Raw genomic sequence first — 12234 nt, 5'->3', positions numbered from 1 at the left:
ATGATGTGAATAAATGTCGGGTTCAACAGACACAAAATCAAGTCAGACCATCAAATTTTCCATGAAATAATGTATTTAAGAGCACTTTATTTATTTTTATGTGATCGATATAAGAAAAAAGCCCTCTAAACTTATAATTTAGAGGGCTTTGTTTAATCACTCGCTACGTGATTTTGCATTGGACTTACTTTTTTTTGACTTGGCCTTTTTCTTGGCCTTATCTTTTGTTTTGCTTTTAGTGCTCGAAGTTTTTTCAGACTTTTTACTATAAGAGCTGGCTTTGCCTTTCGCATTTTTTTTACGCGGTGGGCGTTCACCTGCAGCTTTAGCAGCCTGTTCTGCTGCGACTTCCTGACTTACTGGAGCTGTTTTCTGTTCAGTTTGAACTCTTTCACCCTGAGGTGCAGGATTTTGGCGTCGTGGAGCACGTCGCGGTTTATTTTCCTGATTAAAAACTTGCTCAGTTGATTCAGTTTTAGCGACGCGTGGAGCACGACTACGAATGACACGTCCTGCATGAGTTAACTGTTGAAGTAATTCAGAGTCAATTTTACGCTCTTCAAGATTCACTGCAGCGACTTTAATTTTAACTTCATCACCTAAGCCAAAAACCTGACCACGATTTTGTCCAACCAAACTTTGGCTGGCTTGATCATAAACGAAGTAGTCATCACCTAGTTGGCTGATATGCAGCATACCATCAACATATAGATCTTTTAAGGTGATGAATAAACCAAATTCAGTTGTCGCGGAAATTGTACCGAGGAATTCTTCACCCAAATGCTGTTGCATATAGTGGCATTTGAGCCAAGTGGTTACTGAACGTGAAGCTTCATCAGCACGACGTTCTGTCGCTGAGAAGTGTTCACCAGCATCGTCCAAAGCCGCACCAGAAAGAGGGTAGCTTTTCTTCGCCAATTGCGCTTTGATTGCACGATGCAACAACAAGTCAGGATAACGACGAATTGGTGAAGTAAAGTGAGTATAGGCTTCATAAGCTAGACCATAGTGGCCTAAATTATTCGCGCCATAATATGCTTGCATCATCGAACGAAGTAATACGGCATGAATACTCGGCGCATCAATACGGTCTTTGGTGGCTTCAATTACACGCTGATAATCCGCTTGCGTTGGTTGTTCAGGGAAGCTTAAGCCGAGTAGCTTAACGAAATCGCGTACTTTTTGGATACGAGAAAACTCAGGTGCCTCATGTACACGGTACAGCATAGGAATTTCATTTTTAAGAGAATATTCAGCTGCTGCCACGTTTGCTAATAGCATACATTCTTCAATAAGCTTGTGTGCATCATTACGAGTACGAGGCAAGATTTCTTTAATGCCACCTAACTCATCAAAAGTCATATATGTTTCAACAGTCTCAAACTCCATGGCATGGCGTTGTTGACGTAGTTCTTTAAGTACTTGATAGAGTTGGAATAGCGTATTAAGTGATTTGCGTACTGCACGATTATCAGTAATTGCAGCACTGTCTCCTGAGAAGTACTCTGAGACTTGATCGTAGGTCAAACGCGCTTGTGAGTGCATCACAGATGGGTAGAACTGAAAACCTGTAACACGACCAGCACGAGAAAGATTTAAGTCGCAGACCATACATAGACGGTCTACATCTGGATTGAGTGAGCAGAGGCCATTGGACAGAGCTTCTGGTAACATCGGTAAAACAAAGTGAGGGAAGTACACAGAAGTACCGCGTTCTTGCGCTTCTTCATCTAAAGGTTTACCTAGACGTACATAGTGGCTAACATCTGCAATTGCGACAACTACACGATAACCACCGCCTGGACGTTTTTCTGCATAAACAGCGTCGTCAAAATCTCGCGCATCTTCACCATCGATGGTAACCAGTGCCAAATCTCTTAAGTCGATACGACCAGCACGATCACGAGCAGTCGGCTCTTTAAAGCTTTCTGCTTCTTGTACAACTTCTTGAGGAAACTCAAAAGGTAGACCAAACTCTAAAATAGTTTGAGGAATAATGACTTCGGTATCTGCTTTATCTGCCATAGATTGCACGATATGTCCGTTGGCAAATTCATCACGTGTCGGATAATCATCTAAAGCAACACGTAATATTTCGCCAGTTTTGGCATTGGCGTGTTCGATGAGTTCTTTTTCTAAAGTAATCGGTTGGTGTGCATTGGGTGCTGCAGGTTGAATAAAGTATTCACCCTCATAACATTCAAGCTTACCAATAATCTGTTTAACGCGACGTTGAGTCACTTCACGGATATAACCCAGTGCTTTACCGCGACGGTCTACAGAAGTTTGCTGTACTTTAATTCGGTCGCCGTTAAACACTAAGCGTAGTTCACGCTCAGGCAGTTGCATGTTGTCTTGACCATCAATCTGCGCCAGACCAAGACCTTTGTTGTTGATATAAACCGTTGCATCTAAGATGGGTTGATCTTGCATAGGTTGAAATTTAAAACCATCTTTCATGAGTTGGCCATCACGAACCATGGCAATCAGGCGATGACTAAGTGCATCAATACTTTTTTGATCAGCGATACCGAAATGTTCAACCAAATCGGCATGAGAGAGTGATTGTTGTTTTGTCTCAATCGTATCCAGAATTAGAGTACGACTCGGAATCGGATTGTCGTAACGTTCCGCTTCAGATTTGGCTTCAGGATCAGCCCAGTTTTTCATCATGTCTTTACTTTCTTATGAATCGATGGCTTTAGCATAAGACATGCAGCGTCAGACTGCACGAAAATGATTGTATTAATCCACTTTTAAGTTGTTTGCTGGCTAATTATTGAATTGGTTGCATTGGTTTTTTTGAAATTATGTATAAATAATCGGCAAAAACAGCAAAATTGTTTAAAAAGTATTTAATCGATGCAAAAAACATGATTTTTTTTAGTTGATCGCTTGCCGAATTGGGTTTTAGTTTGTATTATGGCGGCTCGTTACGGTGAGATGGGTGAGTGGCTGAAACCACGTCCCTGCTAAGGACGCATACGGGTAACTGTATCGAGGGTTCGAATCCCTCTCTCACCGCCACGTTTTAAACGATGCGCTCATAGCTCAGCTGGATAGAGCACTTGGCTACGAACTAAGGGGTCGGGAGTTCGAATCTCTCTGAGCGCACCAATTTAAAACGATATTAACGAAACGTCAATATGACACACAAGTTTAGCGCTCATAGCTCAGCTGGATAGAGCACTTGGCTACGAACTAAGGGGTCGGGAGTTCGAATCTCTCTGAGCGCACCAACTTGAATAAATTAACCGCGTATATCGCGGTTTTTTTGTGCCTGAAATTTGTGGGATCACTTTGGGTTTGGTTCTAGATCAGAAATAAGACTATGAAATATAAATAATGCAGAATGATCGCTGCTGCAATAATGTTCGCTGTATAAAAGCGAATAGGGTGGCTTTGACGTGGCTCACTAAAAGCGTAGATCAAAAGCGAAATGCAAATTGCTGCATATAAAAAGCCATAAAGTAAAAAGAAGCGATGAAAGCTTTTGCGTTCTGCTGCAATGTATTGGCTGGAGTTGGGAGCAACTGTCATAACGTCAAGAGATTGGGGACGTTGCTGTGCATCTAAGAAATCAATACGTTTTATTTTGTGTTGATCATAGTATTCAATATTGCTTTTAGGGTTATAGCGAACATAAAACTCAAATTGAGTCGGAGTGAGTTGTTTGTTGTTTAGATCACGACAGAACTCGCTCAAGCCATTGCCACTACACTTAAACTCTAGGCTTCTTCGATACTGGTCGTAAAGGGTGAGTCGGTGCTCGCCAGTTCTAAATGCTAAAACATCAGCAGTGAGCTCATTGGGTGAGTCAAATTTCACGACTTTCCATGAGGCGAGTGAGAGTGCGTTGAGTTTTACCAGTTTTTGATCAAATTGTTGCTGTGCACTATATGTGATCATCAACATAAAGCCTACGGCTGCAATTCGAGTAGCGGCCTTAGATGTTGGATGATCACGGTTATTCATGGTGTGAACTTGAATAGTTAATATAGATAGGTGGAGGTTATGATGATTTTTTCTTTAAGAGAAGTCTAAAGTTTTGGTATTTTTGTGAAATGATTCAATAATTAAGAAAATCTGTGCAATTAGCGAACAGTTGGAAATTATTTTCAATTTAGCACTTATCAATTTTACAAAAGTGCGTATAATGCGACTCCATCAAGTGTAGCGCTCATAGCTCAGCTGGATAGAGCACTTGGCTACGAACTAAGGGGTCGGGAGTTCGAATCTCTCTGAGCGCACCAACTTGAATAAATCAACCGCACATGTTGCGGTTTTTTTGTGTCTGAAAATAAGATCAAATCAGAGTCCTTTTGTGGGTGATTGAGAATTAAAAACAGTGTTAGAACATTTAAATAATTGTTTGTTATTCTGCTAATATCGGGCTATTGAAATTAACTAGGGTATAGAAGCCTGATGTCAGACAGTAAGCCTGCATTAAAGTTGCGTTATTTTTTAAATTTAGAAGAATCTCAAGATGGTTTTAGTCTTGCAACCATGGGAAAACGTCAATTTACCCGCTTTTTAACACCATTGGTGAGTGTCGCTATCGTTGTTTGGGGTGTGTATCTAGGCATGGATGGTATTGGTAAATACTACATGGCACTGGGTATATTTTTTCTCGCTTTGCAATTGGGGATGCGTTATTGGTTTTTACCAATGATGTTCAAGCGCCAATATGTTAAGCATCAATTTGGTCAAACAGAGCAAGGGATTGAGTTATTTCAAGACTATGTGGAGCTCTTTAGTAGTGGTCGAGCGAAGCAACAATCACCTTATAGTGATGTACAGCGTTTTGCGGTAGGCAAGTTAAGCTATATGATTGAATTTAAAAACCGTTATGTCGTGATTGTGCCTAAGCGTGCCTTTGAAAGTCAGGCGGATCAAACTGTTTTTGAAAATACCTTTAAGCGTTAAGTTGATGTTGTAAAAATAATATTGCCAGAGAAGTTTAAGGAAAACACATGACTCAAGAAATTAAACGTCCATCAAAAATCATTTGTGTGGGCCGTAATTATGCTGATCACGCTAAAGAGCTTGGTAATGCCATTCCAGAACAAGCAGTACTCTTTATTAAGCCACCAAGTAGTTTGATTGACCTCAATACAGCGATTCGTTGGAATCCTGCTTGGGGGAATTGTCATTATGAATGTGAATTAAGTCTGCGTATTGATCAGCCATTGAGTCAGGCTGCCTCTAAAGAACAAGCTTTGGCTGCCGTAGGTGCGGTGACTTTGGGCCTAGATTTAACTTTGCGTGACTTGCAAGATCAACTCAAGGGTAAGGGGCAGCCATGGGAGCGTGCGAAAGCCTTTGATGGTTCTTGTGTGTTGGCTGATTGGGTTGATGTGAGTGAGATTACTGATTGGCAACATGTTGAATATACATTTGATGTAAATAATGAGCGTCGTCAAGTCGGTGATAGTGCCAATATGATTTTTGATATTGCATCACTTTTGGTCGAAATTAGTCATATTTTTAGCTTAGAGCAAGGTGATGTCATCATGACGGGTACGCCTGCTGGAGTGGCAGCACTGCATAGCGGTGATCAGTTAAAAATGACGCTAAAAGGTAAGACTCAGGATTTTGTTTGGCAAACGTATGTATCTTAAAGTACACGCAGTAGAGATCTGATCGATTAAAAGACCCATTGTGGTCTTTTTTTTACCTGAGCTTGGTGATTTGATGGGGGAATAGACCCAAGTGTGGGTGATAATATGATTGAAACCCGTTTGCTTTAGTAATTGATTATGTGGCGGGCCTGAAAAGATGAGACCCGCTTGATCTGAGGTGGGTTTAGTGATTTGAATCGTGGGCGAGTTTGATTTGGCCTAAAATATGTCCACTCATACTCTTCGCCATTTCCTCTTTTGCATAATAGACTTCACCTAAATTTTCTTGGCGAATTAAGTTGGCTTGTTCTCGTGTTTCGGCACAAATTAAAACTTGGATATATGGATTTAATAACTTCGCTGTATCAATAATCTTATGAATATCTAAGAGATCCATCGGTGAAATCACCAGTAATCTGGCATGTTGAATGTGGGCCTGAATTAATACGCCTGGTTCAATAGCACTGCCGGATACTGCTGCAATACCTTTTTCACGTAATGCTTCAACGATTTCACGATTTTCTTCGGCAATCACCACTTTAATGCCCTGTTGCATCAGCGTTTGTGTGATGTGGCGACCGACTTCACCATGACCAATAATGACCACTTGATCTTTGAGGTAGTCTTGATCAACCTCATCGGGCAGCATAGAGAGTGGGTCATTACTACGTTCTAGTAGGCGAGCCAAGTGTGAGCGTTGACGAATCCAGTTCAGTACAGGCTCGATTGCTGAGAATAGTACCGAGTTGAGTGAAATGGAGAATAGAGCGCCCGCTAAAATCAAGTTTTGTGCTTCGTTGTCGAGTAAACCAAGTGCGAGTCCCATGGTGGCTAAAATAAATGAAAACTCACCAATCTGTGCCAAGCTTGCACCAACTGTTAGTGCTGTGTTGAGTGGATAACGGAAAAATAAAACCAGCGCCATTGCAGCTAAGGTTTTACCAATCATAATGATGCCAATCACAGCAAGGATATGTACGGGTTGCTCAACAATAATTGCAGGGTCAAACAGCATACCTACCGAAACAAAGAATAGGATTGAGAAGACTTCTTTAAGTGGTAACGTCTCTTGTTCAGCGCGATGACTAAAATCGGATTCACGTACTACCATACCTGCGAAGAAAGCTCCAAGCGCCATAGAAACGCCAAAAATCGCATAGGAACCATAGGCAATAGATACAGCACAAGCAACTACAGTGAGTGTAAATAATTCACGAGAACCTATACGTGCCACAATCTGCATGATTTTGGGTACAAGTCGTTTACCAATAATCAGCATAAAGGCAATAAAGCCAGCAACCTTAACCAGCGTCAGCAATATCGTCATGCCAATACTTTGATCACTGCTCATTTCAGCAGGTGTGGTGCCGCCAAGTAGTACTGCGGTGGCAGGGAGTAACACCAAAACCAAGACCATGACCAAGTCTTCAACCAAAAGCCAGCCAACAGCAATTTTTCCGTTGACGGAATCGAGAAGGCCGCGATCTCCCAGTGCTTTTAAGAGTACAACTGTACTGGCACATGAAAGGCTTAGACCAAACACCAGTGCAGAGCCAAAGTCCCATCCCCAGAGCATGGAAACGAGCATCCCTAATACAGTGGCTACAGCGATTTGTAGGATCGCTCCAGGGACTGCAATTCGCTTCACTTGAACAAGGTCGTTTAATGAGAAGTGAATACCTACACCAAACATGAGAAACATAATACCCAGTTCGGCGAGTTGGTTTGCAATGTGGATATCTGCTGTGATGCCTGGAGTATTGGGGCTAATAATAATCCCTGCAATCAGATAACCAATTAAGGGGGGGAGGCGCAGTCGTGCAGCAATGTAGCCAAAAATTAGGGCGAAGCCAAAACCTACAGCAAGAAGGATAATTAGATCGACATCATGTGGCACGCAAGGCTCCTTGTGGGTTAGGTTGAGCTGATTGAGGGTGGCATCGGGGTATATAAGATGTGTGTTTGTAAATTAGGCTATAGGGTATAACTAAAAGCGTTCAGTTTTAAATTATTAGTATAAAAAATACAAAAAAAAACGACTCCGTGTGAAGTCGTTTTTTTTCTAAAGCTAAAATTATTTGATTTTAGCTTCTTTGAAAATCACGTGTTGACGGATTTTTGGATCAAATTTTTTGATTTCCATTTTTTCCGGCATTGTGCGTTTGTTCTTAGTCGTAGTATAGAAATAACCTGTACCAGCTGAAGAAACTAGGCGAATCTTATCACGCATTGTACTGTCTCCTTAGATCTTTTGACCTTGAGCACGAAGATCAGCTACAACCTTTTCGATGCCCAATTTATCGATAATACGCATACCTTTAGTGGTTAGACGAAGACGTACGAAACGTTTTTCGCTTTCTAACCAGAAACGGTGGTGGTGCAGGTTCGGCTCGAACCGGCGTTTAGTTTTGTTGTTGGCGTGCGAGACGTTGTTACCAACGACTGGACGCTTGCCGGTAACTTGGCAAACCTTAGACATGGTGTAACTCCAATGATTTAGCCAACAGCAAACCTGTTTGGCCAGTCAAATTAAAACGATGAATTCTTTCAAGGGGCGTTTTATATCAAAAATACGCTTAAAAGACAAGCGAAAATATATAAAACACAGCATGAATCTATCTAAAAGATCATGCCTTGATCAGTTAGCGCAAGAAAGTTTTCTCAAGCAGATTATGTGCAGCTTTATTAAAAGGCGGCATAATAAATTTGAGATTAAACAATTTTGGAATCGACATGACTGAACGCTCATGAGACAAGTTGAAGAAGCCTTCAGGTCCATGATATTTACCCATGCCAGATGCACCAACGCCTCCGAAGGGGAGATCATCCTGTGCGACATGCGTAAGCACTGCATTTTGACCAAAATGTCCAGAATGAGTGCGCTGCGCAACATAGTCAGCGCGTGCTTGATCGAAGTCGAAATAGTATAAAGCAAGTGGACGTGGTCGCTGATTAATAAACTCGATTACATCATCAATTTGATCGTATTCTATGATCGGAAGCACAGGTCCAAAAATTTCATTTTGCATGATTTGCATTTGTGGTGTGACATTACAGACCAATGTTGGTGCAATTTTTCGAACGTGATCAACATCTTCATGGCTCGGATTGATCTCAATTAGGTTTGCACCTTGTTGAATTGCATCTTCAAGGTAACCTTGGATGCGTCGATACTGTTTGTCATTTACGATCGAGGTATAGTCTGGGTTGTGCGAAAGACTTGGATACATCGCTGTGACGACTTGTCGATATTGGCTAACAAACTCATCAACTTTACCGCGTGGTAAAAATAAATAGTCAGGTGCAACACAAGTTTGTCCAGCATTCCAAAGTTTGCCGAAAGCAACACGCTGTGCGACATCAAATAAATCAACCGATGGATGAACAACAGCTGGAGATTTGCCTCCAAGCTCTAAAATAACAGGAACTAAGTTCTCAGACGCAGCAGCCATGACTGTTTTACCGATAGTCGTTGAGCCAGTAAAAATGATTTTATCAAAGGCAAGGTGACTAAATGCATCGGAAATAGGTCCACCGCCATTGACCACAGCCACCAATTCACGAGGAAAAATCTCTGACATCATATCTTTGAGTAATAAACCGAAATGAGATGATGCGCTTGAAACTTTAATCATGGCGTGGTTCCCCGCTGCCAAAGCACAAATAAGTGGCCCAACAGAGAGTAATAAAGGATAGTTCCAAGGCGCAATAATGCCAATTACCCCTAAAGGCTGGTATTGTACCCATGCTTTCGCAGGTTGATGGATTAAACTCACATGACGTTTTGAGGGTTTCATCCACTGTGTTAAATGCTTACTATAATATTTGATTTGTTCAAGGCAAGTGAGAAGCTCACCAATCTTGGTTTCTGCAGCTGCTCGGTTGCCATAATCTTGAGAGATTGCAGTAACGATTTGATTTTGGTATTTAACTAGAACGGTTTTTAAGCGTGCCAAACGTTCAATGCGTTCCTTGGCTGTTGGCATCGGGTAGCGTTGATAGGCAAACTTCTGTTGTTCTAACAATTGCTGTAAATGTTGCACTTCTGGTTGATAATGAGTCATTGAATTGTTTTTCGTCTGGCTGTTCATGATACGCACCATGAGTGGAAAATAATTTAATCATATTTTTAGAGTAAATACTCTAGATAGTCAAGTCGGGTTCCGTCAGCGTAAAGATGAGAAAAGTGATGGTGTATGGATGGTAGTTACAAAGAATCTTAAAACAAAAGATCGGATTTTACAGATTAGTTTGCAGTTGTTTAATGAGCGTGGTGAGCGTGCAGTGACCACCAATCATATCGCAGCGGAGTTAGGTATTAGTCCGGGCAACTTGTATTATCACTTTAGAAATAAACAAGAAATCATTAGACAGCTAATGGAGCACTACCAGCGTGAGACGCTAGCAATGCTCGCTTTGCCAGATGACCGGCCAGTCAATGCAAATGATAAGATACGTTATTTTCAAGTATTAAGCAGTCAATTATGGGAATTTCGATTTTTGCATCGAGATGTTTATCATTTAATTGAAAATAATCACGATTTTCGAAAAGTCTATCCACATTTTGCCGGTCAGGTCATGCAGCAGGGGCAAAAAATCTATCAAGCATTTGTTGATGCTGGATTGATGCAAATGACTGCTTCTGAAATTGAGGCATTAATTATTAACATTTGGATTGTATTAACCAACTGGACCAACTTCTTATATATGTCTGGCCATCTCAGTGATTCTAATCATTTAGATGAAAAATGGGTGTGGCAAGCCTTAAGACAGATGGTGTTTTTAGAAGGGCCTTATTTGCGTGGTGAGAGCCGAGAAACCTATGAACGCTTGTTGGAAAGTTTTGGAACTTCCGAATTATTTGCTAGCCTTTCAAGTGTCAAAACGCAATAAAATGGGTAGAAGATTGAAAGCTACAAAAAAACCATTAAACTATGCTGCTGTTTCTACCAAAAAGTGATTTTTCTCAACATGAATATGACCACCGCTAACACAGCACGGCTACTAATTACTTGTGAAGACAAGCCAGGTATCGTGCAAGCTGTATCGAGCTTTTTGTATCATCAAGGTGCCAACATTACCGCACTTGATCAATACGCGACTGAAGCTCAAGGCGGGCGTTACTTCATGCGTGTTGAATTTGAACTTGAGCACTTACAAACACGTAAGGAAAGCTTATTGCAAACGTTTGCTGTCAATGTCGCGGAACGTTATGACATGCAATGGCGTTTAACGCTGGTCAGTGATCGTAAAAAAGTCGGTATTTTGGTTTCTAAAGTTGACCATGCTCTGCTTGAGTTACTCTGGCGACATGCTCGTGGGGGACTTGACTGTGAGATCACCAAAGTGATTTCTAATCATGAAGACTTACGTGAATCGGTTGAAAACTTCGGTATTCCTTTTGAAGTTGTACCTGTGAACAAAGACAATAAAGTAGAAGCTTACGCTAAAATTGATGAACTCATGCAAGGTAATGATTTACTTGTGCTCGCGCGCTATATGCAAATTTTGAGTGAAGATTTTGTAGCAAAGTGGACAATGCAAATTATCAATATTCACCATTCGTTTTTACCTGCTTTTGTGGGAGCAAACCCTTACAAACAGGCGTATGAAAAAGGCGTGAAGTTGATTGGTGCTACAGCACACTATGTGACAGCTGATCTCGATCAAGGGCCAATCATTGAGCAAGACGTTGAGCGCGTCAACCATGACTTTACTGTTGAGCAGTTACGTGATTTGGGTCAAGACGTAGAGCGTAATGTACTGGCACGTGCAGTGAAATGGCATCTTGAAGATCGTATTATTGTTGATGGCAATAAAACAGTTGTCTTTCAATAATCGTTAAGTAAGTCAATCTTACGAAGTGAATTGCACTCTTAAAGTTAGACATTTATGGTTTAATTTGAAGAGTGCTTTTTTATGGCCAGTATTTACAGTTCTTGAATATGAAAGATGATCTTTATTTTTTTTAAAGCGATGTTTCCTGAATCTAGAAAAGCTGATTTTTATTTAGGTTGTTTTGACGGGGCTGTATTTTTTGATTTTGATTGCACAGAAGAAAGTAGAATTTGTTTAAAAAGAATATCCTTTGATGGGTATGGTTGCTGCAATATTTTAAATCAGGAACATTGCTTAGACGTGGAGTTGTCAAAAAAATTCCTGCATGAAATTAAGAAAGATGTTTTAAATCAGATGAATATAAAACATCTTATATTTAAATTAATAGCACTTAATCAAGCATATATTTGGCAAGATGCATTAAATGAATACCATTTAATGGTGTCCTAATCACTCAGTTGAGTATTCGTACCTTGAGGTTTTTGAGGAGATATTGATTGGTTTCGAAGTTTTTTCCATTTTCTAATCTTTGCTTTAAAACTGCTAAAAGGTGCAACGGTATTGATGTGAATCCATTTATACACTGGCCATTGAGCTGGAGTTGTTGCCCACTTACGCTGATCTAATAAAAAAAGTTCTTCATCTGTTAGCTGATCAATCCAAGCAACAAGCTCATCTACTTTACAAGATAACAAGGTGATCATTTCATTGAGAGTAAATAGAGCGTATGTCTGATAAAACTCTTGATAAAGTGCCCCTAGATTGTTCCATTTAT

The 12234-nt window shown here is 40.7% G+C and carries 12 protein-coding genes and 4 tRNA genes; 9 read left to right on the top strand and 7 right to left on the bottom strand.

From position 1 onward, the window contains the following. Nucleotides 1–156: 156 nt before the first annotated feature. Nucleotides 157–2673, bottom strand: a complete 2517-nt coding sequence (rnr, locus tag Aru01_RS06115; RefSeq protein ID WP_016654911.1) for a ribonuclease R — start codon at nucleotides 2671–2673, stop codon at nucleotides 157–159. 264 nt (nucleotides 2674–2937) lie between these two features. Between rnr and Aru01_RS06110 the strand changes: the two genes are divergently transcribed. The 3 genes from Aru01_RS06110 (at nucleotide 2938) to Aru01_RS06100 (ending at nucleotide 3239) form a co-directional block, all read left to right on the top strand. After that, a tRNA-Ser gene (locus Aru01_RS06110) sits at nucleotides 2938–3027 on the top strand. A gap of 13 nt (nucleotides 3028–3040) precedes the next feature. Further along, nucleotides 3041–3117: transfer RNA gene (locus Aru01_RS06105), tRNA-Arg, on the top strand. A 45-nt stretch (nucleotides 3118–3162) separates the two neighbouring features. Then, nucleotides 3163–3239 (top strand) — tRNA-Arg (locus tag Aru01_RS06100). A gap of 73 nt (nucleotides 3240–3312) precedes the next feature. Here the strand turns inward: Aru01_RS06100 and Aru01_RS06095 are convergent. Further along, entirely contained in the window at nucleotides 3313–3975 is a 663-nt protein-coding gene (locus Aru01_RS06095; protein ID WP_016654912.1) for a hypothetical protein, read from the bottom strand. Between the two features lie 201 nt (nucleotides 3976–4176). On the opposite strand from Aru01_RS06095, the gene Aru01_RS06090 reads away from it, so the two are divergent. From Aru01_RS06090 to Aru01_RS06080, 3 genes are all read left to right on the top strand, one after another. Then, nucleotides 4177–4253: transfer RNA gene (locus tag Aru01_RS06090), tRNA-Arg, on the top strand. Between the two features lie 172 nt (nucleotides 4254–4425). Next, nucleotides 4426–4926 carry a YcxB family protein gene (locus tag Aru01_RS06085; RefSeq protein WP_016654913.1) on the top strand — a complete coding sequence of 167 codons (501 nt, stop codon included), beginning with the start codon at nucleotides 4426–4428 and terminating at the stop codon, nucleotides 4924–4926. Between the two features lie 47 nt (nucleotides 4927–4973). Continuing rightward, nucleotides 4974–5621, top strand: a complete 648-nt coding sequence (locus Aru01_RS06080; RefSeq protein WP_016654914.1) for a fumarylacetoacetate hydrolase family protein — start codon at nucleotides 4974–4976, stop codon at nucleotides 5619–5621. Between the two features lie 184 nt (nucleotides 5622–5805). On the opposite strand, the gene Aru01_RS06075 is transcribed toward Aru01_RS06080, so the two are convergent. The 4 genes from Aru01_RS06075 to Aru01_RS06060 all read right to left on the bottom strand — a co-directional run bounded on the left by Aru01_RS06075 (nucleotide 5806) and on the right by Aru01_RS06060 (nucleotide 9712). Then, complete coding sequence (locus Aru01_RS06075) at nucleotides 5806–7518, bottom strand: cation:proton antiporter (protein ID WP_016654915.1); 1713 nt, start codon at nucleotides 7516–7518, stop codon at nucleotides 5806–5808. Between the two features lie 177 nt (nucleotides 7519–7695). Beyond that, the gene (rpmG, locus tag Aru01_RS06070) at nucleotides 7696–7851 is read right to left on the bottom strand and encodes a 50S ribosomal protein L33 (RefSeq protein WP_001205031.1); all 156 of its coding nucleotides are present in this window, start codon (nucleotides 7849–7851) and stop codon (nucleotides 7696–7698) included. A gap of 12 nt (nucleotides 7852–7863) precedes the next feature. Beyond that, the gene (gene rpmB, locus Aru01_RS06065) at nucleotides 7864–8100 is read right to left on the bottom strand and encodes a 50S ribosomal protein L28 (RefSeq protein WP_000048256.1); all 237 of its coding nucleotides are present in this window, start codon (nucleotides 8098–8100) and stop codon (nucleotides 7864–7866) included. Nucleotides 8101–8263: 163 nt separating this feature from the next. Next, complete coding sequence (locus Aru01_RS06060; protein WP_040330974.1) at nucleotides 8264–9712, bottom strand: coniferyl aldehyde dehydrogenase; 1449 nt, start codon at nucleotides 9710–9712, stop codon at nucleotides 8264–8266. 109 nt (nucleotides 9713–9821) lie between these two features. Here Aru01_RS06060 and Aru01_RS06055 point away from each other — a divergent pair, with 109 nt between their 5' ends. The 3 genes from Aru01_RS06055 to Aru01_RS06045 all read left to right on the top strand — a co-directional run bounded on the left by Aru01_RS06055 (nucleotide 9822) and on the right by Aru01_RS06045 (nucleotide 11909). Continuing rightward, entirely contained in the window at nucleotides 9822–10514 is a 693-nt protein-coding gene (locus Aru01_RS06055) for a TetR/AcrR family transcriptional regulator (protein WP_016654917.1), read from the top strand. Between the two features lie 78 nt (nucleotides 10515–10592). Continuing rightward, nucleotides 10593–11459, top strand: coding sequence for a formyltetrahydrofolate deformylase (gene purU, locus Aru01_RS06050; protein WP_016654918.1), 867 nt, complete (start codon nucleotides 10593–10595; stop codon nucleotides 11457–11459). A gap of 114 nt (nucleotides 11460–11573) precedes the next feature. Further along, nucleotides 11574–11909, top strand: coding sequence for a hypothetical protein (locus tag Aru01_RS06045; RefSeq protein WP_016654919.1), 336 nt, complete (start codon nucleotides 11574–11576; stop codon nucleotides 11907–11909). Here Aru01_RS06045 and Aru01_RS06040 read toward each other — a convergent pair. Then, on the bottom strand, nucleotides 11906–12234 hold a 329-nt coding region (locus Aru01_RS06040), incomplete at its 5' end, for a ClbS/DfsB family four-helix bundle protein (protein ID WP_042111220.1). The two genes, Aru01_RS06045 and Aru01_RS06040, sit on opposite strands and share 4 nt — an antisense overlap.

It is taken from the genome of Acinetobacter rudis, assembly GCF_000829675.1.
GTDB classification, from domain to species: Bacteria; Pseudomonadota; Gammaproteobacteria; order Pseudomonadales; family Moraxellaceae; genus Acinetobacter; species Acinetobacter rudis.
Note: the sequence above shows the minus strand (reverse complement) of the source record. Positions and strands in the feature narration are given on the sequence as shown.

Bases quoted from the DNA above. Each gene is read 5' to 3' on its own strand.
- Aru01_RS06085 (WP_016654913.1), top strand. From the start codon at position 4,426: ATGTCAGACAGTAAGCCTGCATTAAAGTTGCGTTATTTTTTAAATTTA.
- rpmB (WP_000048256.1), bottom strand. From the start codon at position 8,100: ATGTCTAAGGTTTGCCAAGTTACCGGCAAGCGTCCAGTCGTTGGTAAC.
- Aru01_RS06055 (WP_016654917.1), top strand. From the start codon at position 9,822: ATGGTAGTTACAAAGAATCTTAAAACAAAAGATCGGATTTTACAGATT.
- purU (WP_016654918.1), top strand. From the start codon at position 10,593: ATGAATATGACCACCGCTAACACAGCACGGCTACTAATTACTTGTGAA.
- Aru01_RS06095 (WP_016654912.1), bottom strand. From the start codon at position 3,975: ATGAATAACCGTGATCATCCAACATCTAAGGCCGCTACTCGAATTGCA.
- Aru01_RS06060 (WP_040330974.1), bottom strand. From the start codon at position 9,712: ATGAACAGCCAGACGAAAAACAATTCAATGACTCATTATCAACCAGAA.
- Aru01_RS06080 (WP_016654914.1), top strand. From the start codon at position 4,974: ATGACTCAAGAAATTAAACGTCCATCAAAAATCATTTGTGTGGGCCGT.
- Aru01_RS06045 (WP_016654919.1), top strand. From the start codon at position 11,574: ATGATCTTTATTTTTTTTAAAGCGATGTTTCCTGAATCTAGAAAAGCT.
- rpmG (WP_001205031.1), bottom strand. From the start codon at position 7,851: ATGCGTGATAAGATTCGCCTAGTTTCTTCAGCTGGTACAGGTTATTTC.
- rnr (WP_016654911.1), bottom strand. From the start codon at position 2,673: ATGATGAAAAACTGGGCTGATCCTGAAGCCAAATCTGAAGCGGAACGT.